The organism is Puniceibacterium antarcticum (genome assembly GCF_002760615.1).
Lineage (GTDB): Bacteria > Pseudomonadota > Alphaproteobacteria > Rhodobacterales > Rhodobacteraceae > Puniceibacterium > Puniceibacterium antarcticum.
The window spans coordinates 1-26391 of the sequence record NZ_AWWI01000115.1 but is presented as its reverse complement, the minus strand read 5'-3'; the positions used below and the strand labels follow the sequence as shown (position 1 = coordinate 26391).

General features: G+C 57.0%; 29 protein-coding genes and 4 pseudogenes. 23 read left to right on the top strand and 10 right to left on the bottom strand.

The features are described 5' to 3' along the window. Positions 1-49: 49 nt before the first annotated feature. Positions 50-328, bottom strand: coding sequence for an FAD-dependent oxidoreductase (locus P775_RS15870; protein WP_099911886.1), 279 nt, complete (start codon positions 326-328; stop codon positions 50-52). Positions 329-383: 55 nt separating this feature from the next. Continuing rightward, positions 384-503 (bottom strand): FAD-dependent oxidoreductase, encoded by a 120-nt coding sequence (locus P775_RS28560; RefSeq protein ID WP_218967717.1) that lies wholly within the window; start codon positions 501-503, stop codon positions 384-386. Between the two features lie 328 nt (positions 504-831). Between P775_RS28560 and P775_RS15865 the strand changes: the two genes are divergently transcribed. The 5 genes from P775_RS15865 to P775_RS15845 all read left to right on the top strand — a co-directional run bounded on the left by P775_RS15865 (position 832) and on the right by P775_RS15845 (position 5334). Beyond that, positions 832-1158, top strand: coding sequence for a transporter (locus P775_RS15865; RefSeq protein WP_099911885.1), 327 nt, complete (start codon positions 832-834; stop codon positions 1156-1158). A 36-nt stretch (positions 1159-1194) separates the two neighbouring features. After that, on the top strand, positions 1195-1590 hold the full coding sequence (locus P775_RS15860) for an SET domain-containing protein-lysine N-methyltransferase (RefSeq protein WP_099911884.1): 396 nt from the start codon (positions 1195-1197) through the stop codon (positions 1588-1590). 101 nt (positions 1591-1691) lie between these two features. Then, positions 1692-3770 (top strand): putative bifunctional diguanylate cyclase/phosphodiesterase, encoded by a 2079-nt coding sequence (locus tag P775_RS15855; protein WP_180287468.1) that lies wholly within the window; start codon positions 1692-1694, stop codon positions 3768-3770. A gap of 645 nt (positions 3771-4415) precedes the next feature. Continuing rightward, complete coding sequence (locus P775_RS15850) at positions 4416-4610, top strand: hypothetical protein (RefSeq protein ID WP_245875720.1); 195 nt, start codon at positions 4416-4418, stop codon at positions 4608-4610. A gap of 94 nt (positions 4611-4704) precedes the next feature. Beyond that, positions 4705-5334 (top strand): LysE family translocator, encoded by a 630-nt coding sequence (locus P775_RS15845; protein WP_099911882.1) that lies wholly within the window; start codon positions 4705-4707, stop codon positions 5332-5334. Positions 5335-5457: 123 nt separating this feature from the next. On the opposite strand, the gene P775_RS15840 is transcribed toward P775_RS15845, so the two are convergent. Then, on the bottom strand, positions 5458-6330 hold the full coding sequence (locus tag P775_RS15840) for a LysR family transcriptional regulator (protein ID WP_099911881.1): 873 nt from the start codon (positions 6328-6330) through the stop codon (positions 5458-5460). Positions 6331-6424: 94 nt separating this feature from the next. Here P775_RS15840 and P775_RS15835 point away from each other — a divergent pair, with 94 nt between their 5' ends. After that, on the top strand, positions 6425-7150 hold the full coding sequence (locus P775_RS15835) for an NAD(P)H-dependent oxidoreductase (RefSeq protein ID WP_099911880.1): 726 nt from the start codon (positions 6425-6427) through the stop codon (positions 7148-7150). Positions 7151-7433: 283 nt separating this feature from the next. Here the strand turns inward: P775_RS15835 and P775_RS27635 are convergent, their stop codons facing one another. Further along, positions 7434-7637, bottom strand: a complete 204-nt coding sequence (locus P775_RS27635; RefSeq protein WP_143520929.1) for a hypothetical protein — start codon at positions 7635-7637, stop codon at positions 7434-7436. Between P775_RS27635 and P775_RS15830 the strand changes: the two genes are divergently transcribed. Together P775_RS15830 and P775_RS15825 are read left to right on the top strand one after the other, a co-directional pair. After that, the gene (locus P775_RS15830; RefSeq protein ID WP_143520928.1) at positions 7630-7914 is read left to right on the top strand and encodes a hypothetical protein; all 285 of its coding nucleotides are present in this window, start codon (positions 7630-7632) and stop codon (positions 7912-7914) included. The two genes, P775_RS27635 and P775_RS15830, sit on opposite strands and share 8 nt — an antisense overlap. A gap of 6 nt (positions 7915-7920) precedes the next feature. Then, the gene (locus P775_RS15825; RefSeq protein WP_099911878.1) at positions 7921-8481 is read left to right on the top strand and encodes a type II toxin-antitoxin system VapC family toxin; all 561 of its coding nucleotides are present in this window, start codon (positions 7921-7923) and stop codon (positions 8479-8481) included. Between the two features lie 199 nt (positions 8482-8680). On the opposite strand, the pseudogene P775_RS15820 reads toward P775_RS15825, so the two are convergent. Continuing rightward, positions 8681-8971, bottom strand: a pseudogene (locus P775_RS15820) (IS5/IS1182 family transposase); the annotation flags it as partial. Positions 8972-9091: 120 nt separating this feature from the next. Here P775_RS15820 and P775_RS29915 point away from each other — a divergent pair. Further along, positions 9092-9289: pseudogene (locus tag P775_RS29915) on the top strand (DDE-type integrase/transposase/recombinase); the annotation flags it as partial. A gap of 284 nt (positions 9290-9573) precedes the next feature. Here the strand turns inward: P775_RS29915 and P775_RS15810 are convergent. Both P775_RS15810 and P775_RS15805 read right to left on the bottom strand, forming a co-directional pair. Further along, the gene (locus tag P775_RS15810; protein ID WP_245875719.1) at positions 9574-10788 is read right to left on the bottom strand and encodes a PQQ-dependent sugar dehydrogenase; all 1215 of its coding nucleotides are present in this window, start codon (positions 10786-10788) and stop codon (positions 9574-9576) included. Between the two features lie 178 nt (positions 10789-10966). Then, positions 10967-11539 (bottom strand): histidine phosphatase family protein, encoded by a 573-nt coding sequence (locus P775_RS15805; protein ID WP_245875718.1) that lies wholly within the window; start codon positions 11537-11539, stop codon positions 10967-10969. 213 nt (positions 11540-11752) lie between these two features. On the opposite strand from P775_RS15805, the pseudogene P775_RS15800 reads away from it, so the two are divergent. The 13 genes and pseudogenes from P775_RS15800 to P775_RS28120 form a co-directional block, all read left to right on the top strand. Continuing rightward, positions 11753-11968: pseudogene (locus P775_RS15800) on the top strand (DDE-type integrase/transposase/recombinase); the annotation flags it as partial. Positions 11969-12098: 130 nt separating this feature from the next. Further along, positions 12099-13211: an HWE histidine kinase domain-containing protein gene (locus tag P775_RS15795; RefSeq protein WP_099911877.1), complete on the top strand. Its 1113-nt coding sequence runs from the start codon at positions 12099-12101 to the stop codon at positions 13209-13211. A gap of 428 nt (positions 13212-13639) precedes the next feature. Next, positions 13640-15748: a catalase gene (locus P775_RS15790; RefSeq protein WP_099911876.1), complete on the top strand. Its 2109-nt coding sequence runs from the start codon at positions 13640-13642 to the stop codon at positions 15746-15748. Between the two features lie 91 nt (positions 15749-15839). Continuing rightward, positions 15840-16346 (top strand): DUF421 domain-containing protein, encoded by a 507-nt coding sequence (locus P775_RS15785; protein WP_245875717.1) that lies wholly within the window; start codon positions 15840-15842, stop codon positions 16344-16346. 169 nt (positions 16347-16515) lie between these two features. Beyond that, on the top strand, positions 16516-17259 hold the full coding sequence (locus P775_RS15780; protein ID WP_099911875.1) for a Crp/Fnr family transcriptional regulator: 744 nt from the start codon (positions 16516-16518) through the stop codon (positions 17257-17259). A 218-nt stretch (positions 17260-17477) separates the two neighbouring features. Beyond that, the gene (locus P775_RS15775) at positions 17478-18941 is read left to right on the top strand and encodes a glycosyltransferase family 2 protein (protein ID WP_099911874.1); all 1464 of its coding nucleotides are present in this window, start codon (positions 17478-17480) and stop codon (positions 18939-18941) included. Further along, on the top strand, positions 18938-19915 hold the full coding sequence (locus tag P775_RS15770) for a glycosyltransferase family 2 protein (protein ID WP_099911873.1): 978 nt from the start codon (positions 18938-18940) through the stop codon (positions 19913-19915). Before P775_RS15775 ends, P775_RS15770 begins: the two co-directional genes overlap by 4 nt. Further along, positions 19912-20955: a glycosyltransferase gene (locus P775_RS15765; protein ID WP_099911872.1), complete on the top strand. Its 1044-nt coding sequence runs from the start codon at positions 19912-19914 to the stop codon at positions 20953-20955. The genes P775_RS15770 and P775_RS15765 overlap by 4 nt, the downstream gene beginning before the upstream one ends. Continuing rightward, entirely contained in the window at positions 20955-22052 is a 1098-nt protein-coding gene (locus tag P775_RS15760) for an acyl-CoA dehydrogenase (protein ID WP_099911871.1), read from the top strand. Before P775_RS15765 ends, P775_RS15760 begins: the two co-directional genes overlap by 1 nt. Continuing rightward, positions 22049-22756, top strand: coding sequence for a PIG-L deacetylase family protein (locus P775_RS15755; RefSeq protein ID WP_180287466.1), 708 nt, complete (start codon positions 22049-22051; stop codon positions 22754-22756). Before P775_RS15760 ends, P775_RS15755 begins: the two co-directional genes overlap by 4 nt. Further along, positions 22753-23319, top strand: a complete 567-nt coding sequence (locus tag P775_RS15750) for a class I SAM-dependent methyltransferase (RefSeq protein WP_099911869.1) — start codon at positions 22753-22755, stop codon at positions 23317-23319. Before P775_RS15755 ends, P775_RS15750 begins: the two co-directional genes overlap by 4 nt. Then, on the top strand, positions 23316-24275 hold the full coding sequence (locus tag P775_RS15745; RefSeq protein WP_099911868.1) for a glycosyltransferase family 2 protein: 960 nt from the start codon (positions 23316-23318) through the stop codon (positions 24273-24275). Before P775_RS15750 ends, P775_RS15745 begins: the two co-directional genes overlap by 4 nt. Positions 24276-24465: 190 nt before the next feature. Next, positions 24466-24639 carry a class I SAM-dependent methyltransferase gene (locus P775_RS28120; RefSeq protein ID WP_180287465.1) on the top strand — a complete coding sequence of 58 codons (174 nt, stop codon included), beginning with the start codon at positions 24466-24468 and terminating at the stop codon, positions 24637-24639. A 122-nt stretch (positions 24640-24761) separates the two neighbouring features. Here the strand turns inward: P775_RS28120 and P775_RS15740 are convergent. Next, a pseudogene (locus P775_RS15740) lies at positions 24762-24962 on the bottom strand (IS6 family transposase); the annotation flags it as partial. Between P775_RS15740 and P775_RS15735 the strand changes: the two are divergent. After that, positions 24960-25166 (top strand): VIT1/CCC1 transporter family protein, encoded by a 207-nt coding sequence (locus P775_RS15735; RefSeq protein WP_342749657.1) that lies wholly within the window; start codon positions 24960-24962, stop codon positions 25164-25166. The pseudogene P775_RS15740 and the gene P775_RS15735 sit on opposite strands and share 3 nt — an antisense overlap. Positions 25167-25278: 112 nt before the next feature. Here P775_RS15735 and P775_RS15730 read toward each other — a convergent pair whose 3' ends face one another. Continuing rightward, positions 25279-25926, bottom strand: a complete 648-nt coding sequence (locus tag P775_RS15730; RefSeq protein WP_099911867.1) for a LysE family translocator — start codon at positions 25924-25926, stop codon at positions 25279-25281. Between the two features lie 3 nt (positions 25927-25929). Further along, positions 25930-26391 (bottom strand): 2OG-Fe(II) oxygenase family protein (locus tag P775_RS15725; protein WP_143520927.1); only part of this gene is annotated, 462 nt, incomplete at its 5' end.

The following is a 26391-nucleotide window of genomic DNA, read 5'->3' as shown; positions in this document are numbered from 1 at the left end:
GGGCGTTTTCGTACTTGCGTGGCGGGCTCATGAAAAGGCAGATGTCGCCTCAGGTCATCCCGCCGAGACGGCACACAGTGGCGTCGATCGCTTCACCGGTCGCCAGATCCTCCGCCACGGCGGCGAGGCCTGCGGGATGGCCCGTGGCGAACGCCGTTCCCATCGGCCGGACCGAGCCGTAGGCGACCTGGGCCGCGCCAATGATACGGCGCAGCAGATTCTCAAGCCCGCGCACGCGCAGGCTGTAGAGCGGGATCGATGCATAGCCAAGGCCGCCGTCGGACCATAGACCAGTTTTCCCGCCTCGGTGTGCGGCCAGGCCGACCAAGCGGCGCGGGCGACGCTGTCGGGGCGTTGATGACCGGCGGCAAGATCCCGCGCCGTCATTTCGTAGCGCAAACGCGGTGGCGGCTTCCGCGCACACCGATCTGTGGGCCGGTCTGGGACAGGTGCCAATTGGCGCAGCCGGGGAGGTAGGCGCGCAGCATCTCGGATGTTGTCATATTAACTGTCCTGAGGTGATTTCCATCCTCTCGGTGACCCGAAACCGTTTCTCCGTTCCAACGCCCAGATCAAAGAACCGGCAACCTCAAGCCCGTTAACGTGACAACACCGCGTGGATTAACAATGTGAATCTTCTCGGGTCAGAGCTGTTCAAGAATGCCCATCCACGCCATAAACAAAGCCTCTTTGGCCCGAGTGCTGCCAATTATTCTTTCAAATCACTGTCGAGCCGCAGTTTTTCAGCCGCTTGTTAAAAGTAACGACACTTTTAAAGCGTATTTTCTGAAACCAGAGTATGAATGTGAACGGTAGTAGGAGTAACCATAAGTGCGTTCCTATCTGATCCTTGCAGGAGTTGTGGCGTTCACGGTGTTTGGCGACTATGCGCTAAAACATGCATCAATGAAAAGCGCGCCCTTGTCATCCTACTGGTTCATTGGTGGGGTACTTCTTTATGCCTCTACCGCCTACGGTTGGATGCTTCTTATGCAAAACCACAACCTTGCCCAGATCGCTGTGATTTATAGTTCAACGACGATTCTCGCCCTGACCGGAGTGGGATATGCTTTCTTTGGAGAAAGTATTTCTCTTCGTCAGGCCCTTGGAATCAGCGCAGCTCTGATCTCAGTTTTTCTAATGGAATCTGATGGTTAAGGCCATCAATTAAAAATTAACCATCAAGGTAGCAATATGCTTCTCGTAAACCATTACGTGGGCCGCAGCATGATTCATGGCTTGGGTGTGTTCACGCATGAACCGATCCGGGCTGGAGATGTGGTCTGGCGATTTGACCCTAACTTCGATGTTGAAATACCGGCGGCACTGATCGACCGGTTGTCGCAGGAAGATTTGGATCTCATCCTGCACCACGCCGAATACATCGAACATTTAGGCGTATTTCGCCTGGGAAACGACGGCGACATGTTCATGAATCACAGTGACGCACCAAGTCTGCTCGACTTCGGTAACGAGATGAAGGCGGCTTTCGACATTGTGGCCGGTACTGAACTTACATGCAGCTATTTTGACGTCTGTGTTTTAGGATTTATGGCGAAAAAACCTAAACTCTCAACGTGTGCAAAATGAAACCAAACACACTTCCGAGCCAGATAGTAATCGTGGTAACCGGTTGTCTTTTCGCGTCGGTTTCTGTTGTCTGGCTTTCCTTTTTCTCAATAAGGGATAAAATGGACGCTGACGCTGCGGAAGAATCCAAAAATCGTATGACTGGAAGAATTTTAGCCTTCCAAGACCAAGTTTCTATCATCGCCAGTGATTACCATAACTGGACGGATCTTTACTTGAATGCTAAGAACCTCGAATATTCCAAGTTGGCATCGAACTATGGTGTCACTGCGGATCGCGGCGATGTATTCCAATATGCAGAGCTTTTCGATGGGCCATTTGATGCACCCGTGTCCTGGAGTGCGCAGCTTGGTCTAACCCCGCAGAAAGGAATGCTATCGCCTATAACGCGAGCTGAACTGCGGTCTAGAGTGTTCCGGCTCGATTTTACGCGACGAGAGACGCTCGACTATTTTGAGCTGAGGGACGGAAAGTTGGTGATGTTCAGCGCATCGTACCTTTTGCCGGAAGATGATGACCTGCTTGAGGGAAGCCATCTTGAAGCTGAAGCCATAGCCGTCATCGGAAAAGTTATATCTGAAAAGCGACTAGCCGAAGTAGAACGTGAATTCTCCATCTCAAGACTAGAAATCGTGGTTGGCGGCCCGTCTGCCGTTGCGGTTGGCTTCCCCCTGTCCGGTGTCACGGGCGAACCCATCGCTTGGCTGCAATGGTTGCCACCGACTCCGGGTACGCTTTTGTTCTGGAATATGCTCCCGATCATGATCAGCGGCAGTCTCGCTTTCATGCTGATCTCATTTTTTGCCGCGCGACTCTTGCGCGTCAAAGCCGAGGTTCTGATCGATAAGGAAGCCATTTCATTCAGAAAGGCCAGAATCGATGTGCTCACCAATCTGCCAAACCGGTTTGCCCTACGCGAACATCTGGACCTTCTGTGCCAACGAGCAGATGCGGACTGCGCAATAATAGCCATAGACCTGGTCCGTTTCAAGCAGATCAACGATACAGTGGGGCACATTGGAGGAGATGAGTTCCTGATTGAATTCTCGCGACGCCTGGGACGGTTGGCAGACCATGCAACGTTCGTATCGCGCTATGGTGGGGATGAGTTCTTTATCGCTATTTGCGGTTCTGATGAACTTGAAACGACAATTAATGAGAAATGCCGACATATAATCGAGATATCTGCGGACCCCATACGAAGTAACGGTGTGATGTTCGAAGTCATAGCTTCCAAAGGGCTTGCCGTAAGCGAATATCGTTTCATGGATCAAGACGAACTTCTTAGACGGGCAGATCGCGCCATGTATTCCGCCAAGGCGCACGGTTCGCAGAAGGTGGTTCGTTACGACAGCCACATGAAAGCCGCTGATCTTGATTACAAGCGGATCGAGGTGGAACTGCGCCGCGCTTTAGTAGACGGTACAGGGTTTGAAATGTACTATCAGCCCATTGTTTCCACACGCGAACCTTCACAGGCTTCCCGGTACGAAGCGCTGGCTCGCTGGTCTTGCCCCACACTGGGTCAGGTTGACCCTGAGAGGTTCATCAATGTTGCTGAGACAAGCGGACTTATCCTGCAGTTGGGCTGGTTGCTCCTCGATCTGGTCTGCCAAGACATCAAAAATGTTGACAACACAGTGATCAACCTCAATATCTCGCCTGCCCAACTCATGACACCTGGCTTTGCAGAAGAGTTCTCCAACCGTATTTCTGGATATGGTATTCGCCCGTGTCGGATTGAGGTGGAGGTCACAGAGCAGATCGTCTTGCGCGACGATATTACGATCGCGAAAGAACTATCTGTTCTCAGGGCCTGCGGCTTTAGTCTAGCGCTGGACGATTTTGGAACCGGCTATTCCTCAATCGGATATCTAAAACGAGTTAAGTTTGACGTTCTGAAAATTGATCGTTCCTTTGTCCGGTCCAGTTACAACAGCAACAAAGATGCCCAAATGGTTGCGTCCATGGTAGGTCTCGCCCGATCATTGGATTTGGAGATAATCGCTGAGGGCATTGAGACTGTTCAGGACGCGGATTGTCTAAGGGGAATTGGAGTTGATTATCTACAAGGATATTACTTTGGTCGACCTGTACCTTTCAAGGTTGTTGAGGCAAACAGAAGATTTTACCAAATTCATGATCTGGAGGCAGGTGGTGTTGCGGTGTTGTCACGTTAACTCTCTGAGTTTGCAAGTTGGCATGCCGGTCGTTGATCAAGCGACATTTGCCGCTGGTTTCGACGCCTCGAATACTTCGGGGCGATAGTAACGGAGGTGAGAGTGGAACGACGGCGGCCTGGGACGGAGAAGCTATTACGGGTTGACGACTGCATATATACTTAGCGTTGCAACCCACCCGGCGATCTGAAGCCCTGCAGCGAACGTCAGCTGCTGCGCGTGGCATCATAGCATGAAACGTTGCCTGATCGTGTCAAAAGCCTGAGTTTGCAAATGGAGATTTCTGCGCGGTGCTGCCGGTCGAACGGCCTGCAGCATCATCGAGAGCGTGAGCGGCCTTCCGTGGGTCGGCTTCCGCGGAACAGGCGCCTGAGCGTGAAGGTGACTGAGTAGCGCCAGCTTGCATGCTCAGATGCTGCGACCGACCGGACGGCCAAATCTTTTGTGCAATCAGTAGACTCCGCTGCGCCCTTCACCGGTCCCGATCCTTGCCACCGCGCCTTTGGCGCTCCCTGGACACCTCTGACCTTGAAGCCCCACGCTCCTTCCCGTCGCGCGAGGACTGAGACCGGGCCTGCCCGCCCTGATCCAGCGACTACGCCATCTGCAGGCGCTGTGTGGTGGTATTGGTTAGAGTCGCAGCGCGTGGGGCTTGATACCCATGTCCGCAAATGGATCATGCTGGACGAAATCAACACGGACATTCTGGAGCGGTCCTATGTCTGGGAGGATCGCACGCCCATCGGTGCGTTCAGCTCAGCATTCACATCCAGGATCCAGTCCAGCCTGATCGCGCTTGCCAGGTCGGGCGGGGCATCCGTCATCGACCGGTTGAAGTAGTCTCGATCAACGCAGCACCTGCCCAGCTTCACCTGTTCCCGTTACAGTTTGCCAGCCCCATGGCTGGCTAGCTAAAAAGTAGAGAGGGATTTTCATGGATTTTCAGGTTTGGCTGGCGTTTGTTGCAGCCTCAATAGCTCTTTTGCTCATTCCCGGACCGACGGTTTTGCTAGTTCTTAGTTATGCGATCAGCCAAGGAAAAAGGGTGGCCATCGCGACGGTCGGGGGCGTAGCTCTCGGTGACTTCATCGCAATGTCTGCATCATTGGCGGGCCTAGGGGCCTTAGTTCTGGCTTCGGCGACGCTGTTCACTGTTCTAAAGTGGGTCGGAGCTGTCTATCTCGTCTATATGGGGATCAAGCTTTTCCGTAGCGCTTCAACGGCTTCGCTCGACGATCTGGAGAAGGTTAGGGAGACCAGCGCGTCAAGTGTCTTTGGCCACGCTACGGCAGTGACCGCGCTAAATCCTAAATCCATCGTATTCTTCATTGCCTTCGTGCCGCAATTCGTTGTGGTGGACAGCCCGCTTCTGCCCCAGTTCGCGATACTGGTCGTTACCTTCGTAGGTTTGGCCGCATTCAATGCTCTCGCTTATGCGCTCTTGGCAGATAAGCTACGCGCTAAAATTGCGAGACCTTCAGTTTTGGCTTGGTTCTCTCGTCTTGGCGGTAGTGCGCTGGTTGCGATGGGCGTTGCGACGGCCGCATTCAAGCGGTCGCAATGAAGATCACCTAAGGTCCGTTCAGTCCGCTCACCGGACCCTCGAGCAGGGCACAGCGAAGGTCCGGACCGAGCCCACACTACCGATTTTCTGCATGGTAGCGAACTGCAGGGTTTTTCGTTCCGCTTACAGCTTCACGCCAAGCTTTCCGAAATGATCCAATGTTGCCCGCACACGCGCCGTGTGACGAAGGTCAGGATGCGTCAAGAGCCATAGGTCCACAGCAACATCATCGATCGGATTTCCAATCCGTACCAGGTCGATGTCGCTATCAGCAAGATAGCAAGGTAGAACCGCAACGCCCATCCCGGATCTAACCGCCGCATACATGGCAAGCACACTGTCCATACGGCAAATGCATTTCTCGGCGCAGTCGACCTTTCGCATCCACGCGTGAAGCTGGCCATACGGCATTGACCGACTTGGCCCGATCCAAGGTAGTGCTTTCCACGGTGGCGCAGGTTCATTCCCAAGATCAAGTCTGCGATGCACGTAGACGGCTTGCCGGATCAGGCCCAGTTTTCGACCGATAAGGTGATCGTCTGGTAAAGACGCGGGCCGGATCGCGATGTCGGCCTCGCGGAGCGAAAGGTTGGAAACCTCGTTCGACACGGCGATATCCAAGGTAATGTCGGGCTCTAGTTGCCGGAAAAGCACGACCTCTGGTGCGAGTAGGCCGGAGAGCAATGTATCGGTCGTCGCTATGCGCACCACACCGGAAGGCCGCAGGTCCTGCCCCCACAGGCGTCGCTCCATGTTGTTGGTTAATTCGGCGATTTGTCGGGCGACCGACACGAGTTCTTCACCGGCAGCGGTCGCCTTATATCCCGTCCTGAAACGCTCAAAGAGCCGCACGCCGAGCTTTTCTTCCACAGCATTTATTCTACGAAACATGGTCGGATGGCTTGACCCCAACATCTGAGCCGCCCTGGACAACGAACCGGCGTCCGCGATCCTGAGAACAATCTCATAGTCATTCCAGTCGAGCGTGTCGTTCATTTTTGAAAGGCCAAGTTACCAGATCTTCTGAATACCTATCATGAATGAACGATTAAAGTCAGGTCGAATGAGAACAACCGGCGGAGACCAATAGATGCAGACCCATATCATTCATGTTCACCCCGAGGTCACTTCCTACAATGGCGCACTCACGCGAACCGCAGAAAGCGCGTTACGCAGCGCAGGTGGCGCGGTGACGGTCAGTGATCTCTACCAATCAAGGTTCGATCCAGTTGAGCGCCCGGAGCACTATGTGAACCGGATCGACCCGGGCCGTTTTGCGGCCTTGGGCGAACAGCGCAACGCCTGGGCGACCGGCACGCTACCCGACAATGTTGCCACCGAGATTGACAGGCTGGAACGCGCTGATCTTGTCATCCTTCAATTCCCCCTGTGGTGGCACGGACCACCAGCCATGCTGAAAGGTTGGATGGACCGCGTGTTCGTGAGCGGTGGCCTCTACACCAGCAAGATGCGCTATGACGCGGGCTATTTCAGGGGCCGTCGAGCGCTGATCTCTGTCACGACAGGGGCGCCTCAGGCAGCTTTTGGGCCGAGCAGCCGCGGAGGTGACTTCGACACGATGCTATGGTCGTTGCAATATTCGATGCATTACATGGGTTTCTCAGTCCTGCCGCCCTTCATTTCCTACGGCGTGCAAGGGCATGGTTATAGCTACGAAAACGCAAACAGCCTGCAAGATAGACTCGAACGCAACTTGAATAATTGGTCTTCGTTCCTGTTAAAACTGGATGATGTCGAGCCCCTCAGTTTTGCGAGCTGGACTGATTGGAATGAAGACGGTAGCGCCGTCGCCTGATGCCAAACTGACCATGGGACTCAGCCCGAACCCGGGCGCGACAGCAAGAAATAGGATCTGCCAAGAGCCGCCATTTGGCGAACGGCAGGAAGGTCCGCAGAGTGTGAGTTCGAGGTTGCCTTGATCTCGTAACCGCAGCGAACGGCCGGTTCAGCGGGCGGCGTGCGGCATTCAGAGAAGTGATGAACGGCATGCTGTGGGCCGTTCTACGGCTTTCATATCAACGCATGACAATCCATGGCGCGTTGATGATATCTGGACTTGATCCTGCGCCTCATGCCAGTCAGCTAACCTGCTCGCCCTTGCCGTCACGACGAAGAGCGACAGGGATGTTTTTCTGGTTCCACACCGCTTTCATGCGGAGATCGTTTTGCATCACTTTTCTCACTTGCTCTCGCAAGATATAGGCATGTTCTTTATATTTTGAATGTTTGACATTTTTATATCTTTGTGGAACATTAGGATCAATGGAGGATGCCATGGCCAATATAGATACCCCTGAGCAATCAGAAGCTTCCCGAGCCCGCCTTGAAGCTGTCCTGGCCCAGATCGGAGAGATGGGTTTGTCTCGTGACAAGGGCGCGCGGGTGACCGGCCGGATAAATCCTAAGCTCCTCGAACTTGCACGCGCACGCGCAGGCGCGATGTCGGACAGCCAACTCATCGAGTTCGCGCTCGCGAATATCGTAATCGAGGACGGCTTCGCGGACGCGTTCATGGCCGCCCGCGGAAAGGTCGACCCCGGACTCGATCTGGAAGCCTGACACTGCATGGAAATCGATGAACTGCTGCGTCGCTGCCGAGTCGCTCTCGGCAAGACCGATCTGCCCACGCGGGCCGACGTCGACCTCTCGTTCATCGCCGATGCACCGGTGGGCGGGGAACGGATCATGCTCGACACCTGTGTGATCTTGGATCAGCTCCAAGGGCGGCTTCCGCGAGACACCGAGGAGCGCATTCGGGCGCGGGTCATCTACCACTCCCCCGTCGTTCTCGGCGAACTGGCCTTCCTCTTCGGTCGGCTCGACCCAAGCGATCCTCGCACATCGGATGCCACCCGCGAGGTCCGTGCTCTTCTGGCTAGCACTGGCGCCCACAGGATCTTCGATCTGACGCATGAAGACACGATGCGGGGAATGGTGCTCGCGGGCTGCATGGCGCGTATCCTGGGCTACACTAAGGAAGATCGCAGGAAAGCACAGAACGATGCCATCCTGGCAGCACAGGCGTCCCGTCTAGGATGCTTGGTTGTCACGCGGAACATTGGAGATTTCGATCGTCTCGGACAGCTTGACGATCGGTTGAAGGTGGCCTTCTATAGAAGGGGCTAAGCCGACATTCACCCAGTCTTGATCATGCTGCGGTGCAGCCCGTCAGACCGGACTTTCGCTGCAAGTGTAAAACCTGAGATGAGCGAATTCACACTATGCGGACAAACCTGATACAGCAGGATCTGCCGATTCAGGACGAGCTCGACCAAGCTCTCCTCGGACCCATAGGATGCGTCGGCAACCGCCAGTATGAGCGTTCCCGTTCTGCCGAGCGGTCCAGCATCGTGAGGGTGGAGCCCACCTCCGCCTGCTGGACAGATCGCGTCACTTCTACATCCACGATGACCACATGATCGGTATCAATCAGGTAATTGCCTGAATAGGCAAAGAAAGCAGGACCCTTACGCGCTGCCATCCACTGGCTGGCAGGATTGGCATGGGCCGTGAACTTGGGCTTGACGGGCGTGGCCGCTCCGAAGGCCTCTTCGTCGAGCGTATCGGGATATTCGCGCACCACCCTTGGGGTATCGGTTGGATCGATGGTGGCAGCATATGACTATGGCCCGACAAGGTTGTCATCGACAAAAGCGGATCGAATGCGGCGGGGCTGTTCAAGATGAATTGCCTACTGGTTATGAAGAGCTGGTGCTGGTTGATCGACGTCCTGCAGGTGAAATATCTCAATAATATCATTGAGCAGGACCATCGCTTTATAAAAAGGATTACGCGCCCTATGCAGACCTTTAAATCGCTCAATTCAGCGGCAGCAACTCTGGCAGGCATCGAAGTCGCTCACATGATCCGTAAAGGGCAATTCGACCGATCAGGGCTGTCCGGCTTCGCGCAGTTCGGCCAGCTGGCGGGATAATTGCATCCAGCAGAAGTCTCATCTCGCTTCACCCGAAAGTTTGCGACAGAACCTCCACAGTGTCCAGGACTCCTGCGCGCGCGCTGGATCACCCGCGTGGATCTGAACGTTCGTGCTGCGCTGTGCTCGTACGGACACTGCCACGTCAAACATCCTCCTTTGGTCGCTGAACTTGTGGCCAAAGGGTCAGAGGTTAACAGCCTGTTTCCCACGTCCTTTATGTCAGGTCATAGAAATCCCACCGAAGGCGCGGCTCCGGTGGGATCGGTCACGACTTGATGCGTTCAGGAGGCCGGTGTCAGCCGCACCAGAGCGCCGTTTTCGCCGTCGATCAGCAGCATGACCGCGCCGTCTGCGGCCTGATCCACGTCGCGCACCCGGCCCTGCCCCTGCAGATAACGCGCCTCGCCTGTGACGCGACCGTCGTCCATCTCAAGCCGCACCAGCGCCTGACCGGCCAGCCCGCCGATCAGAGCGCTGCCCTGCCAGTCCGCAAACATCGCACCATCGTAGAACACCATGCCCGAGGGCGCGATCACCGGGTCCCAGTAATAGACCGGCTGCTCCATGCCCTCCTGCTTGGTCAGGCCCTGACCCATCGGGCGCCCCGAATAATCCTCGCCATAGGTGATCACCGGCCAGCCATAGTTCAGTCCGGCCTGTGGGCGGTTCAGCTCATCGCCGCCTTTTGGCCCATGTTCAACGGTCCAAAGCGCACCATCGGGGCCAAGTGCGGCCGATTGCATGTTGCGATGGCCATAGGACCAGATCTCGGGCAGGCCTCCGGCGATCTTGGGGTTTCCCTGCGCGGCGCCGCCCCTCGGGTCGATGCGCAGCACCTTGCCAAGATGCGTGCCGACGTCCTGTGCCAGCTGGCGCGGCTCGGGATTGGAACGCTCTCCCGTGGTGACAAAAAGCGCGCCCTGACCGTCAAAGACCAGACGCGAGCCGAAATGCTTGGTCGAGGCCCAGGCGGGTTGCTGCTGAAAGATAACCTCGACCTGTTCAAGGCTTTGTTCATCCGCTGACAGCAGGCCGGTGGCGACAGCTGTGGCGTTCGTTCCGCGGCCGCGCGGTTCGGAAAAGCTCCACCAGAGGCGGCGCGTCTGCTCAAAATCATCGCGCAATGCGACATCCAGCAGACCACCCTGACCGCGTGCGTCGACCTCAGGCAGGCCTTTGATTGCGCCCGACAGAGTGCCATCCGCCGCCACGATCCGCAGCCGACCGGGGCGTTCCGTCACCAGCCAGCGCCCATCGGGCAGCTGGTCCATGCCCCAGGGGCTCTCGAGCTTTGAGGCGACGACCTGCCGGTTCAGGCTGATGTTGTCGGCAAGCACCGGGGCGCGGGTCTGGGCCTCGAACGCCGGGGACTGACCTGCTGCGTGGGGGGGGGCGGCGTTGAAATCCTGCGCGCAGGCGCTCAGCGGCAGAAAAATCAGGGCCGCAGCACCAAGCGAGGTGAGGGTCGAAAGGCGGGGCATGGTCGGATTGCGCATCTGGCTATGTCCTCGTGATTGACGATTTCGATGATGATAGCGTTTTTGCCGGGCCTTTCCCTCAAAAGCTGCACACGTTTTCGCGATGCGGGCACCGCTCCGACGCACATACGACCCGTCGGCATCTCAGGTCAGATCCGAAACACGGCAACGCTGCATCCTGAAATGCGCTGCCGCATCAGGGCGCGATGAGGATGCTGCCCAGCACCTCGAATCCATCCGTGTCAGGGTCTGCCCGGACCACAAGCATTTCGCCCGATCTGGTATTTTGACCGGTCAGCGCGGTGATGTTCACCTGATGCGTGACGACAAGGATGCGGCCCGACCGTGCCGCGAGTTCCGCCCGTGCGGCTTCGGTCTGCGATAGCCGCGCAGCCGCGTCGCGAAAGAACGAATTGAAGACTGGCGCCTCGCTCACCGGCCCAAGGTCCAGCAGCATGGCCGTGTCGCGGCAGCGGCACCACTGGCTGGTGAGGACCGCATCGAATCCAATGCCGCGATCCCGGAATGCCGCACCGATCTGCTGCGCCTGCGCGCGGCCCGACGCGTCGAGGTTGCGCTGCGTGGTGCAATCCCCAAGCGTGAAGTCCGCAGGATCGCCGATCCCGGGGGCCTGTTCATGGCGCATCAGCGCGAAGGCTCCGGGTTGTTCGAGGGCGTCCCAGTCATTGGCACGGGCGACCCCCGGCCACATCAAGCAGGCCACAAGCAGCAGGCGCCAAAGCTGTGCGGTCATCGCGTTTAAGATCATGGTCCTGTTCCATCCCAGACTTTCCCGTTCCGCATGGAACTAGTGCGGCAAGGCCGAGTTTCAGCCCCCCGCATCGGCGGTTATGATGGAGCCTCAGGGCCAGAGGCGGAGGTTCTGTCACAAAGTTTGAGAATATTTGCCTGCCCGCCAAGCTGTGATAGGAGCCCCCTTTGAATTGGCAGGTGGGTACTGGTTATGAATAGCTGGTGCTGGTTGATCGATGTCCCGCAGGTGAAATATCTCAATAATATCATTGAGCAGGACCATCGCTTTATAAAAAGGATTACGCGCCCTATGCAGACCTTTAAATCGCTCAATTCAGCGGCAGCAACTCTGGCAAGCATCGAAGTCGCTCACATGATCCGTAAAGGGAAATTCGATCGATCAGGGCTGTCCGGCTTCGCGCAGTTCGGCCAGCTGGCAGCATAGTTGTCCAGCTGAAGCCTCATCTCGCTTCACCCAAAATTTTGCGACACAATCCCTAGAAGAGCATTGGTACGAATTTTATGGCGACGTTGCCCGGACACGCAAGCCAAGGCGCTTTGAAGAGCACTCGGAAATGCTGAACCGGGCGTTCGATGTCTACGCATTCCCGATCGACAAACCGGAAGATAGCCGGATTGCCAACCTATTCCACGATATTACCGACATCAAGCGTCACAAAGATCATGTCGAGCTTCTGCTGAAAGAGGTGAACCATTGCGCCAAGAACATGCTGTCACTGGTCAACGTCATCGCCAGACGCACGGCATCAAGCGGGATCTATGGCTTCCTCGAACGTTTCTCGGATCGGATCTCTGCGCTAGCAGCGAACCAGGATATTCTTGTCAAATCCGAGTGGAAGACAGTTGATCTGAACGATTTGGTTCGCGGTCAGCTGGCGCATTTCTCGGATCTTTTTGAAAACCGCATTCATGTCGATGGGTCTCCCATAATGATTTTCCCCGAAGCGGCGGAAAAACTGGGAATGGCTTTGCACGAATTGACGACCAACGCGGGGAAATATGGCGCACTTTCCAACACCTCCGGACAGGTTCAGATCAGCTGGCGCAGGGAACGGACCGAAGACAGGCATAGCTATGTCATGGAGTGGCGAGAGACGGGCGGACCGTCGGTCAAGGCACCGCAGCGAACCGGGTTCGGTAGCCTCGTTTCCGGCTCGCTTCTCACGTCGGGATTGGGCGGTTCGGTGGATGCGAAGTATGAGCCCTCCGGGCTGATTTGGCGTTTGACGTGTCCGTTGGCGTCGGTGACGGTCGTCGATGACACAGCCTCCGTGCGTGCCGAACCTCTGACCAGAAAAAGCGAAGAGGTGGGCGTGCTCATCGTCGATGACGACGCGCTGCTTACGCGCTCAATCTCGGAAATGCTGGAGGAAGCTGGGCTGGCCATGATTGGCCCGACGGGCAATGTCGAAGATGCACTTGCCCTTATCGCGCACGCGCGCCCTTCCTTTGCAATTCTCGATGTCAAACGTGGCACTGAAACCTCGGAACCCGTGGCGCTTGAGCTCCAAAAACAGGGTGTGCCTTTCCTGTGCGTATCCGGCTATTCGAAAGATCAGCTTCCCGACATATTCGATGAAGTGCTATTCCTGCCGAAGCCGGTTGACGAACGACGGATCCTGAAAATGATCCAGCAACAGGCAGAACTGAAAACGTTGGAACACTGAATATTTTGAGACGTGATATTCAGGCTGACAAGACCAAAACCCGAACAGCCGTAGGTGCCCTTAGTAACATTGGTGAGATAATTCAAAAGTTCGGTTATCCTTGCGAACAGAGAGGATAGTGTCCGGCAGGACCGTGTCCGACTGAATGATCTATTAGCTCATAATGCTGCCCCCCCCAACCTCCTAAGATCGGTCTCCTCACGCCACCAACCGCTGATATCCCCTTTGGTTGGGACGAGAAGAGATTACTTTTCGCCAACGCGCGATCACTATCTTGTTCCGGCTCATAATACAGCAAAGAGTGCCTTTTTTCCGAAAGCGAACAGTGCACCAGGCAATTGGAACCTTCAGCGCGATGGAGTGTTGGAATGAGCGCACTGACCCGCCCGGCTCCGAGCGGGCGATGCCCCTCACAAGGAACTGAGCTCATGGCAGATCAATCCGGCCTTTACACACCGAGCGCCGAAACACAGTCGTCCAATGACACCAAAGAGCGAAAGAACGTGCCCGGCGAAGGCGGCGAGACGCATCAGCGCGGTGATGGCCCTGCCTTGACCACATCTCAGGGAATTCCCGTGGGCGACAATCAGAACACCCTGCGCGTGGGCGCGCGAGGACCCGCCCTTCTGGAGGATTTCCACTTTCGCGAAAAGATCTTCCATTTTGATCACGAACGGATCCCCGAACGTGTGGTCCATGCCCGCGGTTATGGTGCGCATGGATATTTCGAGGCGACCGAAGACCTATCTGACTTGACCTCGGCGCATCTGTTTCAGGAAAAGGGACGCCGGGTTCCGGCCTTCGTGCGGTTCTCGACAGTGGCGGGCAACAAGGGATCGGTTGACCTTGCCCGGGACGTGCGCGGCTTTGCGGTGAAGCTATACACCGAAGAGGGCAACTGGGACATCGTTGGCAACAACATCCCGGTCTTTTTCATCCAGGATGCAATGAAATTCCCCGATCTCATCCATTCGGTCAAGGAAGCGCCGGACCGCGCCTTCCCGCAGGCGCAGTCGGCGCATGACAACTTCTGGGACTTCATCTCGCTGATGCCCGAGGCCATGCACATGGTGATGTGGACCATGTCGGATCGGGCGATTCCGCGCTCCTTCCGGTTCATGGAAGGCTTTGGCGTCCACACATTCCGCTTGGTGACGGCCGAGGGCAAAAGCCAGTTCGTCAAGTTCCACTGGAAGCCGAAGCAGGGCCTGCAATCGGTGATCTGGGACGAGGCGGTAAAGATCAACGGCGCCGATCCGGATTTCCACCGTCGGGACCTGTGGACGGCTATCCAGAACGGAGATTATCCGGAATGGGAGCTGGGCGTTCAGGTCTTTGACGATGCGTTCGCCGACACGTTCCCGTTTGACGTGCTCGACGCCACGAAGCTGATTCCGGAAGAGGACGTACCGGTGCGTATTGTTGGGAGGCTTGTGCTCGACCGAATGGTCGACAACTTCTTTGCCGAAACCGAACAGGTGGCCTTCTGCACACAAAATATCGTGCCGGGCATAGACTTCACAAACGACCCACTGCTGCAAGGACGCAACTTCTCGTATCTCGATACACAGACCAAGCGTCTAGGTGGGCCGAACTTCACCCATATCCCGATCAATGCCCCGAAATGCCCGTTCCATCACTTCCAGCAGGACGGTCACATGGCGATGCACAATCCCGTCGGTCGCGCCAATTACGAACCCAACGGCTGGGCGCAGGGCGGTCCGCGCGCCGATCCCGAGAAGGGTCATAGATCCTATCCCGAGCAGGTGGATGGCGAAAAGCGCAAGGTCCGAGGCGAACTGTTTGCCGATCACTACAGTCAGGCTCGCCAGTTCTACATCAGCCAGACCGGGATCGAGCAGGACCACATTGCCAGTGCAATCGTCTTTGAACTCTCGAAGGTCGAGACTCCCGCGATCCGGGAGCGGCTGGTGGCTCACCTGCCCAACATCGATAAAGATCTCGCCGCCAAGGTCGCCGATGGGCTGGGCCTCAAATCGGTACCAAAGGCGCACACACCCGCTCGCACCCCGGTCGAAGGGCTGAAGCCATCAGATTCGTTGTCGATCCTTAAGAACGGTCCCGACAGTTTTGCGGGTCGCAAGATGGGTCTTCTGCTGACCGACGGCATCGACGACGATCTGCTCGACGGCGTGATGAACGCCATCAAGGATGCTGGAGGCATCTTTGAGGTCGTTGCGCCTAAGATCGGCGGCATTGTGACGGCAGGTGGAAAGGAAGTGCCCGCACAGCAAAAGATCGATGGCGGCCCCTCCGTGCTCTATGATGCTGTGGTCATACTCGCCTCGGAAGACGGTGCAAAGGCCCTGAAGGGGATGCACGCCGCCAAGACTTTTGCGGCGGATGCCTTTGCTCATGGCAAGTTCATCGGTGTCGGGGGCGCAGGTGCTGCGTTCCTGAAGTCATCGGGCATCGACTCACCTGACGACGGCGTCATCGCCCTAAACAAGAAGGGCGACGCAAAGTCCTTCGTCTCGGCCTGCGCCAAGGTCCGCTTCTGGGACCGGCTTTCGTAAGGCCTGAACTTCCTGCCTGCACGTCGGTCACAAAGCCTGATGTGCAGGCCACCGCGCCGAGCCTGACATTTTGGACAATAAGGAATTTTCCGTGCTGGAACCCTTTTTCAGAACCGGCGTGATTATCGTCGTGGTCATCGTCCTGACAAGGATACAAGGGCTTCGCTCGTTCTCGAAAATGTCGATCTTCGACTTTGCGATGACCATTGCCACGGGCTCTCTGGTGGCGACGGCAATCGTCGACAAGAGCCTTGACCTGAGTATTGCAATCGCGGCCATAGTGGCAATTTTCCTTTTTCAGGGCATTGTCGCTTGGCTGCGGGTTCATGTTCACGGTTTCCGCGGCGCTGTGGACAACACGCCACTGTTGCTGATGGCCGGTCAGAAGATCTACACCGAGAACCTAGCGACGGCACGGGTCACAGAAGCCGATTTGTTTGCCAAAATGCGGGAGGCCAACGTCTGGAATACCGAACAGGTCATCGCAGTGGTTCTTGAAACCACCGGGGATGTCAGTGTTCTCCGCGACCTGAACCCCGTGCCCCTTTCACGATCTGATGTGTTGAAAGGTATACGCGGGATCGAAGACACCCCCTGATCGGCCCTGGGCAATCTTCGCGGAGCATGATTATCGCGTGCAGGCGAGGCTATATCAGTGACGCCATTTATCCAAAGTCTTTTATTGAGCCGACAATCCTTTAGACGAAGGATCTTGACAGGCTCAGAAACTTTGACTGGATGAGCACAAGCAACCCGGAGACGCGTGAATGACCGACCGAGCGAGCTGCCTCGTTTCCAAGCTTGGACACTACATTTCTCTGAGTGAAGACGACAGGCAGAGGCTTTCGACACTGGAAAAATCCGAACGCAGTTACGGGGCTGGGACGGACATCTATCAAATGGACGATCCCTGCACCGACCTTTTCGTGGTGAAGCAGGGCTGGCTTTTCAGTTACAACGACCTGCCCGATGGCAGTCGGCAGATTGTGAAACTGCATTTGCCCGGCGATATCATCGGCTTTCCGGATGTGTCGCAGAAACATGTTACCTCGACCCTCTGCGCCGCCGAGGATGTTGTGCTCTGCCCCTTCCCCAAGACCGCGCTCGACGTCATCTTGCGGGACTCTCCCCGCCTTTCTGCTCTTATTCTGTCCATCGCATTGCGCGATCAGATCATCCTGCTCGACCTCCTGCGGGCATTAGGAAGCATGACCGCCCGGGCACGGATCAGCTACATGCTGCTAGATCTTCTGGCGCGTTTGAAAATCACCAATAAGGGGATGAGTGATGTCTTGAGACTTCCGCTAAACCAGAGCCAGATTGCGGCCTACGTCGGCTTGACCAATGTCTATGTCAGCAAGACACTTTCAAGGATGGAGAAAGACGGGGACATTGCTCGGACAGGAAACACTGTCCACCTGCTTCGCCCCGAGGCCATGGAGGAAGCGACCGATTTCCGGGATCGTTACTCCGATATGGACATAGGCTGGTTTCCAGCGAACAAAGTCTGACGTGGATTAACACAGTTTAACGAACGCGTTTTATTTTACTGATAAGTTATCTCCCGATCAAACTTTATCGTTAAATTTCATTTACTTATATCTTCTTTCACAGTGGGAACCTTTGGCCTGCCGCAGCGGTTGTCAATCCATGGAAGCCCATCGGCCTTTGTCGGCGTCCTGATGATTTCTCCAGTCCGAATCTGCCTGCAACACCTCGGGGGTGAACCATGAACTGTGGCATATTTCTACCCTTTTGCCTTGCCGCCCTGTGTATCATCATGCCCTTGGCAGGGGCCGTAATCTGTGGTGCGGTGCTCGCGCTGCAACTATGCCTCATAGCAGTTCGGATCTCTGCGAGTGCCTATCTGCCCAACAGGGGACCGGATCACACTGTTGAGGTCGACCCGTTCTTCTCCGTGCATGTCGCCACACATGACGAGCCGCCGGACATGGTCATCAAAACCCTGCAATCCCTTGATGAGCAGAACTGGCCCCACTCTGGGTACGAGGTCATCGTGATGGACAACAACACTGCCGATCCTGAACTTTGGCGGCCAGTCGAGAAGTGGTGTAACGGGCGAGGGCCGACCTTCAGATACCTGCATCAGGACGACGTTAAGGGTGCAAAGGCTGGTGCGCTGAACATTGCACTAGCCCAATCCCGAAGCGAAGCGACCCATGTTGTGACAGTGGATGCGGATTATCAGGTCAGTGCGGATTTCCTTAAAGCATCGCAGTCGGCACTGACACGAACTGGCGCAGATTACGTGCAGTTCCCTCAGGCCTATGCACATTCTCAAGGCCGCCTAAAAGGTGTCGACGCTGAACTCGAAGAGTATTTCCGCTCAAGCGCGGAAGTTGGGGATGGCGCGGAATCGGTGCTGCTGACCGGAACACTCTGTGTGGTCTCAAAGGCCGCCCTGATAGCTTGCGGCGGCTGGTCCGGTCGCACAACCACTGAAGATGCAGAAATGGGCGTGAGGTTGTGTCAGGCCGGTTTTTCTGGTCGATATATTTCACAAGTCGTCGGCATGGGCTACCTGCCCTTCTCGCTGCGCGATCTCGAAAAGCAGCGTCATCGCTGGGCCAGCGGCAATCTGCAGACTCTGCTGCTGCATTTGCCAATCATACTCGGTTGTAAAAGCAGTCTTCCATCGCGCAAACGCATCGCGCTGCTCGCGCAGCTAACGGCTTGGCTTAATGTGTCGCTACTTCCGGCACTCGTCCTTCTCATCGGCCTTCTGACAGGGGCGGCAAACAATTTTGTCGTTCTGCTTGCCGCCACCACCGTATTCCTTGGACTGGGTGAACTCGTCTGGCGCATCCTCGACCGTGGCCTGCGCGACAGGCAGGCACTTGGCACCATACTGGGTGCGCTCGCAAGCCGCTTGGCGCTCGCACCGGCGTCCGCCAGTGCGACCTTCGACACCATGGCAGGACGGCGTTTCCAATTCGTCGTCACAGACAAGTGCGTCGCAACCGACGCAGATCATGGGCGCATCCCCGTTCAGCATACCATAATGCTCGCGCTCGCACTTTTGTGCCTCCCGGCAGCCTATCATGCGGGCTTCGTCGTCTTGGCTGCCACCATCTCACTGATGCTGACATGGCCCGCCGCGGCACTGACCTCAGCCCAGCTTAAATCCTATCGCAAAGCCGTCACGGGCCTGAAACAGGAGTTTATGACATGACAGCCGACCCCATGTCCCCCCGCGTGGATATCATCATCCCGACCTACAACCGGGCTCACTTGATCGAAACGGCCGTACGAGCGGCTCTTGAACAATCTTGGTGGCATAAACGTATCACGGTTGTCGATGACGCGAGCACTGATGATACTTGGCGCGCGCTCAGGCCTTATCTCAACCGCGATGATTTCAATTATATCCGTCTGTCGCGCAATCATGGCACCGCTCAGGCCAAGAATGCCGGTCTGCTTCTGACCGATGGCGAAGCCGTAACCTTCCACGATTCCGATGATATTCCGCATCGCGACAAAGTGCTGCGACAGGTTCGCGTCCTGACCGCGCAGGATATTCACGCCGACCCATGTCTGAACTGGCGGATAGCCGGCCACACACCCTCGTCGCGGCTGGATGTTGGGGTCGTGCTAAGCCATCATGAGCTTCTGCTGCCGGATGGCCGACGGGTGGAAATTCGCCGCGATCTGTCACTGCTGGACGACGTCTTTCCCAACCTCCAGATGGGCTCGCAGGTCCCGGGAGAGTGGACGCACATCAATTCAGGTCTGTTTCGGCACGAGATGCTGAGCCGCGTCGGCGGGTTCGCGAACTGCATCGAGGAAGATCGCGAGTTGCGCAACCGTTTGATCCTGAATGGTGAGGTCGTTTGGGTCATCCCCGAGATTCTTCTGACCAAGATCGAGACCCCCGGCAGTTTGACCCAGGCGGTCGGATCAAATTACGAAAGCTCTGCCCGCCGCTTTGACCGCGATACAGTCTGGCGCAAGGTTGATGACTGGCGCGCGCATGGGACGGTCGAGGCCGAAACCATAGACTTGCCTAATCTTGCCATAGATTTTGTAAGCAACCCCGATATGCTCGCCTGCCGCGACATTCCCGCTACTGCGTCCACAGGTCGTGCCGTTTCGGCCATAATAAGGACGCCCTATACGCGCTTTGGCGAGGTGGAAGCGATCGCATGACCCTGCATTCACGCGTCCGCGTCGCGATTGTCGACCCCATGTGCGCCGCCGGATATGATCCGTCACACCTACGCACCGGAACCTTGGGCGGAACCGAAGCGACGACCCTGCGCATCGCCGATGCCCTGTCCGAGACATTCAAGATCGGCCTGTTCCAACGCAATCGAAGGACCACCAGTCAGCGCGGTTCATTGTCATTTGAAAGATTCGAAGTCAAGCTGACGAAGCTGCAGACAGATGTCATCGTGGTCATTAACGCCTGGAAGGTCGCGCTCAAGCTGCGCCGGATCAACCCCGATCTGCCCATCTTTCTGTGGCTGCATGTCTTTCCAGGCCGCCACAACAGGGTAATGGGCAAGGAGCTGCGCGATGCAGGTATCCGCATCATATGCGTATCACAAAGCCACGCCGACGGGCTGCGCCGTTTTCTTGCGGAGGCACGCCAACCCGACATACTACACATTCATAATCCCGTTGCCGACAGCATGGTCCCCGATGCGACGCCACGCCTGAAAAACCGCCTCTTGTTCGCGAGCTCTCCACACAAGGGCCTGCGTGAGGTTTTTGCATGCTTTGATGCACTGCGTCACACGATACCGGAGCTTGTTCTGGCTGTTGCTGACCCTGGGTACCTTCGCTGGAATGTCGGGCCAGCCCCCGACAACGTCATTCCTCTGGGCGTTCTGTCTCATACTGCCCTGATCCGGCAGATGCGCCGGTCGCTATGCGTGTTTTACCCGCAGACGACATTCGCCGAAACCTTCGGTCTAGTTATGGCAGAGGCGAATGCCGTCGGCACTCCTGTGCTCGCACAAAAGGGTCTTGGCGCGAACAACGAGGTGCTTGAAAGTCCGGATCAGCGCATCGATTGCAGTGATCCCACGCAGATTCTGGAACGGATCCAGTGCTGGCGCCAGAGGGCGCCAGAGGTCTCTCTGAATCCGTCGTTCCGTCTCTCCGCAGTGGCTCATCAATGGGCCGATCTGCTGACCTCCGCAGCCCGGTCTGAGCGGCTCGAAACAAGTCAGAGGGTGGCATAATGGCAAAGAATGAGCGCGTCAGCGCATGGTTGAAACACCGCAGTGCCTATGCGGATTCTTCCTTCGAGACGATGCTTGCCGGGTGCGCCGCGCACGCGGCGGATGAAGAGATTGGCCTTCTCGACATCGGAGCCTCCATAGATCGATTGCGTGATGCCAGCCTACTGCTGGATGATGGAGCGACCGAACCCGAATTGACGGCACGAAGTCTGATATCTTTAGGGTCGGTAAATTTGCCGGTAGGGCGCCTATGGGAGGGACATATCAACGCGCTCAATCTGGTAAAGACGTACGCCGCTCGGTCCGTGAGGGACAAGGTCAAACAATTGCTTGCCCATGGTGCGTTTCTTGGCGTCTGGGGGGCTGACGATGCCATACCCGTTGTCTTGGAAAAGGGCGCGGCAGGGCTGACAGGAGCCAAGAAATTCGCATCGGGCCTTGGAACCGTGACACATGCGATCGTAACCGTGAATTCCGGGCCGGACGTAAGGCTTGCCCTCATTGAGGTGACCGACGTCAATCGTGCCGACGTATCGGGTTGGCGCATGCCGGGGATGAGATCCACCGCATCAGGCCGCTTCGATTTCAGCGGCCTGGCGGTGTCTTCGCTTCTCTGGGTTGGATCTGCGGGCGATTACGTGCGTGAACCATATTTCGTGGGGGGCGTGTGGCGGATAGCGGCGCTTCAGATCGGTGGTGCGGTCGGACTGATCGACGCGGCAACCTCCCACCTGCGCTCTCTGGGGCGCATGGAGGCGGATGCCCAGAAGTCGCGGCTGGGCCAGGTGATGATGCGCGCCCTTTCGGGCGGAGCTTTGGTCGAACGCGCGGCCCGGATGATGCTGTCAAAGATGCCGGAGAAGGCGGTTGCGCTCTCAATTGCTGCGCGTCTCCAGACAGAGGACTGCGCGCTCGATGCAATCCGAGCGGTCGAGCAATCTGTCGGACTAGCACATTTCGAGGACGGGAGTGTCACCAGCCGCAGGGCACGCGATCTTTCTGTCTACCTTCGTCAGGCGGCGCGGGACGCCATGCTGATCCGTTTCGCTGATCAGGCATTTGCAGACGAAAACTCGATCAGGGAGCTTCTGAAGTGAACGCGCATTTCCGCGCCGCGTGCTTCGACGCCCTGTCCAGTGGGACACCGATAGTCATCCTGGCGCCGCATCCCGACGATGAATCGCTAGGCTGTGGCGGTCTTCTGGCCGAAGGATTTCGCCAGCATGGCGCGCACGTCATCTGCGTGACCGATCGCTCTGCCTCTCATCCCAATTCGAAGGAGTGGCCGCCAGAAAGACTCGCCCTGAGACGCAGACAAGAGTTTGAGACCGCCATCGCGCAGCTCGGAGGGAAGCCTGCGGATACCACATGGCTTGGCCTGAAGGACAGCCAGTTGCACGCTTATGACCCTTGTCAAATTGCTACAGACATAGAATCCATCGTTGCGCGAATTGGCGCGAGGTGCGTCTTTGCACCAGCGACGGAGGATCACCACGCCGATCACAAGACCACTGCGCGGATCGCGCGGACACTGGTCCTGCTTGACCCAGATTTGACGCTTTACAGCTACCCCGTCTGGTGTCGCTGGGACGACCGGGACTTTGCAACAAACATCCAGAAACATGATCCCGTTCATTTCGACATCGCCCGCCATCGCGCCCGGAAGGCGGCTGCGATCCGTGCACATGAAAGCCAGCTTGGATCCTGTATCACTGACGATCCTGATGGCTTCCGGCTCGACCCCCGGTTCGTGGCCAAGTTCATTGACGAGGATGAAATCTTCTGGAGAACCCCGATATGACCGTTTCCTCCGAGCGGTTGAACGCGATCTACGCCGCAACAGATGATCCTTGGGATTTCGCCACAAGCCCCTATGAGCAGGCAAAGTTCCAGGCCACCCGCGAAGCCCTGTCGCGGTCTCAGTACCGCGCCTCGCTGGAAATTGGCTGCGGCAACGGCGAACTTGCACGCCACCTCGCCCCGCTCTGCAAACGTTATACCGGGATCGACGCAGTCGGACGCGCAGTGTTGGCCGCGGGCCGTGCAGTGCCATCCGCAAGGTTCGTGCAGGGTTTCTACCCCTGTCCTCTTCCGGCAGGAGATTTTGACCTGATCGTGATCTCAGAATTTCTCTACTTTCTCGGTCGCGACGATATCAGAGCTCTCGCCAAAGATCTCTCCGCGCGCTGGCCGCTGGCAGAGCTGCTCTGTGTCACCTATCTTGGCGAAACCGACCACACGCTTCAGGGCATCGACGCGCTTGAGGTCTTTACCGGTACGCTGGCCGAAACGCATCGCTTCGAAACCCGAAGAAGCACCGATTTTTATCGCATTGATATTGCACAACCCGAGGGTCACGCATGAATAATGCTTCCGTGGAAACCACAATCGTCATCCCCGCCCGCAACGAGGAGAAACGTATCGGCACATGCCTGGCGGCGTTGCTCGCACAATGCCGTCCCAACGTGCGGATCATCGTCGTTCTCAACAACACCTCAGACGGTACCGAAGCGGCAATCTCCTGCGAAGCCCGGAAATTCGGTAAGCCTGTCGATCTGCTGAACCTTCACCTTCCTCCGGAACAAGGCGTCGGAACGGCGCGGCGTCTTGGCTGCGCGCACGCGATCGACACATTTTCGAACTTGCGCTTTCTGCTGACCACAGATGCCGATGGGATTGCGGCGCCCGACTGGCTCGCTCGAAATCTGGCACACCTTGACGAGGTGGACGCGGTTTGCGGTGCGATTGAGCCCATTCCGGCGGAGACCACCCCCTTGTCGGGACAGAGCCTTGATTTTGCGGTGTGGGAAGGCCGCTATCGCCGCTTGGTCTTGGACTGGTATTATCGGTTCGCGCCGGAGACTGCGAACCCGCAGCCACATCATGGCGAAGCCTCCGGCGCAAGCCTCGCCATAAGACTTGCCGCCTACCGTTCATCGGGCGGTTTCGACGACGTGAAGACCGGCGAAGACCGTGCGATCGTCCGGCAAATGAAATCACGAGGCTTTGCAGTACGCCATGCAGGGGATGTTGTGATGCAGGCATCCTGCCGCCTGACTGGCAGGGCGCCCGACGGTATGGCCGCAGCTCTGCGGGACCGGCTGCCCTGCCGGTCCGGCCCCTATGGCATCGACACGGCCCTGCCTTGCTCTGACTGGCTGCTGGAAAATATGTCCACGCCGGGTGTCTGGCCGCCCGATTTGCCCCCCGAGGGACGCCTCAGAGTCAATCAACTCCCCTATCACATCAGCGCTCTCGAACATCTCCTTGCGGACACAGCGCGTGGTGGGGCTGTCCCAACCTCCATACGTTTGGATTGAGATGGAACAAACCCTTCTGACGCAAGTTTGAATATTTCACGCGTCACGAATGGAAATCAAATGATCGAACCGGCCCGGTGAAATCCAGCTTGGCGAAGCGCATCAGGCGTGGATGTTTTTCTTAGCTGATCCTTCTCCCGCTTGCGGGTTGTTCCGGGCCTCAGTCTGTTCTCGATCCGGCAGGTACGGAATGACGCGCGCCTCGGACTTGACCGATTTCCGGCTGCTCGACGAACGTAATCTCGACGACGAGGGGCTTGATCGGATCGTCAGCGTCGGAATGCTCGAGCATGTGGGCCTGCCGCACTTTCCACCTCTTTCGGCAGGGTCGCCGATCTGCTGGCACAAAATGGCGTGGCGATGATCCACACCGTCGGCCATTCGGCCCCGCTGCGTCTGACCTCGCCGTGGATAGGGAAGTAAAACTTTCCGGGCGGCATTGCCAAGTTGTTCCGTATTGATTTCAAACAGCCACTTCAGTTGAGCTCAAGCTGCCATCTCAGCGGCATACTCCGCCCAAAGGCAGAAAGCATCTGCCCGGGCGTGGCGATAGGCGGCTGCGGATAGGCTGTAGCGGCGAGGGCGGAAGATGTTGTTGATTTGGTCATGTGCGGCAGGCTAGCGCTGTGCTTGCCGTGGCGACTTGAAACGCCCCATGATCTTTTCTCGTCGTCGCGTCGGCCTGTGGCCATCGCGGCTCTAACCCCGGTCACGCAGATCACGCTGGTGGTGGCGCTGACCACGATTATTGCTCTGTCGGTGCTCGGCGGTCTCGGCGCCTCCGCCGGTGGCGCGGGAGTTTTGAATGGCGCGCTGCGTGTCACCTTCTGGGGTGCGCTCGCCATGGCCGCAACCGCCGGCGTTGGTATGATCTTTGGCGTTGCGGCATAGGTGAACGGCCTCAGCGGAAAGCTGAGGCTCTTGCTAAACTGCTGGCATCTGAGTTAGCGGGCTGCCCCGAATTCAGATCGAATACGCGTTTTGGTACCAAACACCCATTTGATTAAAGATGCAGGCTGATTGCAATCGCGATGAGTGTAATTCCACAGGCTGAGCCAAGGTGCTGACGCGCGGCCCTCTGCTGATTGACCAACTTGACAAATGTGCCCCCGAAGAATGCGACAACGATATCGGAGGGAAGAGCCGTCAAAGGAACGAGGGTGCCAAGGAGAAGCAGTTGAAGCTGGATGCCCACAGCTTGATCGCCACCGCCGCCGGAATTCACGAAGGGTGGGAGAAAAAGCGCGAAGAACAAGACGGTTTTCGGATTGAGTACCTCGATCACGACGCCCTGCCAGAATATACTCAGAAACAGGTCATTATCGGTGACTTTGGTTGCTTTCAGGAACTTGCGCGCGTCTTCTGGTCCTTCTCGTATCATGCCCAAACCCAACCAGACAAGATAACCTGACCCGACATACTGTAGGACTGTCACAAGCCAGTTTGCCCACTCGAACAGTGTCGCCAGTCCGAGGGCCGTCGCAATTGCGAGAAGTATGCCACCAACCCCCAGCCCAAGAGCAGATGCCAGCCCCGCAGCGCGGCTCTGGCCGACGCTACGGGACAACACGTAAAGCATCGAGGGCCCTGGCGTCAGGCTCAAGGCAAAGCCAGCCAGTGTGACGGCGATGATCGCATTTAAATCCGGCATGGTTTAACTGGCTCTCGCATTCAGGCGAGATTCGAACGGGTTCGCAGTCGGCCGATCCAATCCGGCGGAGGACGAGGCGGATATGCGGCGATCCTTGCGCTGCCGGAGGTAGGGAAAGTCGCGGATCAGCATGCGTTCCAGATGTTCGCCAGCGTGGAACGGCGCGTATCGCGGCTTTGCGTCAGAGGACAGCAATTGCTGGAATGGCTTGATCTCAGTATCGTAGTCGACCGCCACGAAGTAGGGCATCGAGAAACGTTCGGGGCTGAGGTTTAGAACCCGGTGAGGTGTCGAGCGCAGGATGCCATTGCTCCAAGCTTCGAGCATGTCGCCGATATTGACGATGAAGGTGCCGGGATCAACGGGCACATCAATCCATTGATCATTTTGTGTCATCACCTGTAAGCTGATGAGCGACAACCACCATGGCCGGTGCCGACAACCAGCTTGGCCGGTGGGGCTGAA

Coding starts and splice junctions, on each gene's coding strand:
- P775_RS28560 (WP_218967717.1), bottom strand. CDS start 503: ATGACAACATCCGAGATGCTGCGCGCCTACCTCCCCGGCTGCGCCAAT.
- P775_RS15860 (WP_099911884.1), top strand. CDS start 1,195: ATGCTTCTCGTAAACCATTACGTGGGCCGCAGCATGATTCATGGCTTG.
- P775_RS15855 (WP_180287468.1), top strand. CDS start 1,692: ATGGACGCTGACGCTGCGGAAGAATCCAAAAATCGTATGACTGGAAGA.
- P775_RS15845 (WP_099911882.1), top strand. CDS start 4,705: ATGGATTTTCAGGTTTGGCTGGCGTTTGTTGCAGCCTCAATAGCTCTT.
- P775_RS15840 (WP_099911881.1), bottom strand. CDS start 6,330: ATGAACGACACGCTCGACTGGAATGACTATGAGATTGTTCTCAGGATC.
- P775_RS15835 (WP_099911880.1), top strand. CDS start 6,425: ATGCAGACCCATATCATTCATGTTCACCCCGAGGTCACTTCCTACAAT.
- P775_RS15830 (WP_143520928.1), top strand. CDS start 7,630: ATGGCCAATATAGATACCCCTGAGCAATCAGAAGCTTCCCGAGCCCGC.
- P775_RS15825 (WP_099911878.1), top strand. CDS start 7,921: ATGGAAATCGATGAACTGCTGCGTCGCTGCCGAGTCGCTCTCGGCAAG.
- P775_RS15810 (WP_245875719.1), bottom strand. CDS start 10,788: ATGCGCAATCCGACCATGCCCCGCCTTTCGACCCTCACCTCGCTTGGT.
- P775_RS15805 (WP_245875718.1), bottom strand. CDS start 11,539: ATGATCTTAAACGCGATGACCGCACAGCTTTGGCGCCTGCTGCTTGTG.
- P775_RS15795 (WP_099911877.1), top strand. CDS start 12,099: ATGCTGAACCGGGCGTTCGATGTCTACGCATTCCCGATCGACAAACCG.
- P775_RS15790 (WP_099911876.1), top strand. CDS start 13,640: ATGGCAGATCAATCCGGCCTTTACACACCGAGCGCCGAAACACAGTCG.
- P775_RS15780 (WP_099911875.1), top strand. CDS start 16,516: ATGACCGACCGAGCGAGCTGCCTCGTTTCCAAGCTTGGACACTACATT.
- P775_RS15775 (WP_099911874.1), top strand. CDS start 17,478: ATGAACTGTGGCATATTTCTACCCTTTTGCCTTGCCGCCCTGTGTATC.
- P775_RS15770 (WP_099911873.1), top strand. CDS start 18,938: ATGACAGCCGACCCCATGTCCCCCCGCGTGGATATCATCATCCCGACC.
- P775_RS15765 (WP_099911872.1), top strand. CDS start 19,912: ATGACCCTGCATTCACGCGTCCGCGTCGCGATTGTCGACCCCATGTGC.
- P775_RS15760 (WP_099911871.1), top strand. CDS start 20,955: ATGGCAAAGAATGAGCGCGTCAGCGCATGGTTGAAACACCGCAGTGCC.
- P775_RS15750 (WP_099911869.1), top strand. CDS start 22,753: ATGACCGTTTCCTCCGAGCGGTTGAACGCGATCTACGCCGCAACAGAT.
- P775_RS15745 (WP_099911868.1), top strand. CDS start 23,316: ATGAATAATGCTTCCGTGGAAACCACAATCGTCATCCCCGCCCGCAAC.
- P775_RS28120 (WP_180287465.1), top strand. CDS start 24,466: ATGACGCGCGCCTCGGACTTGACCGATTTCCGGCTGCTCGACGAACGT.
- P775_RS15730 (WP_099911867.1), bottom strand. CDS start 25,926: ATGCCGGATTTAAATGCGATCATCGCCGTCACACTGGCTGGCTTTGCC.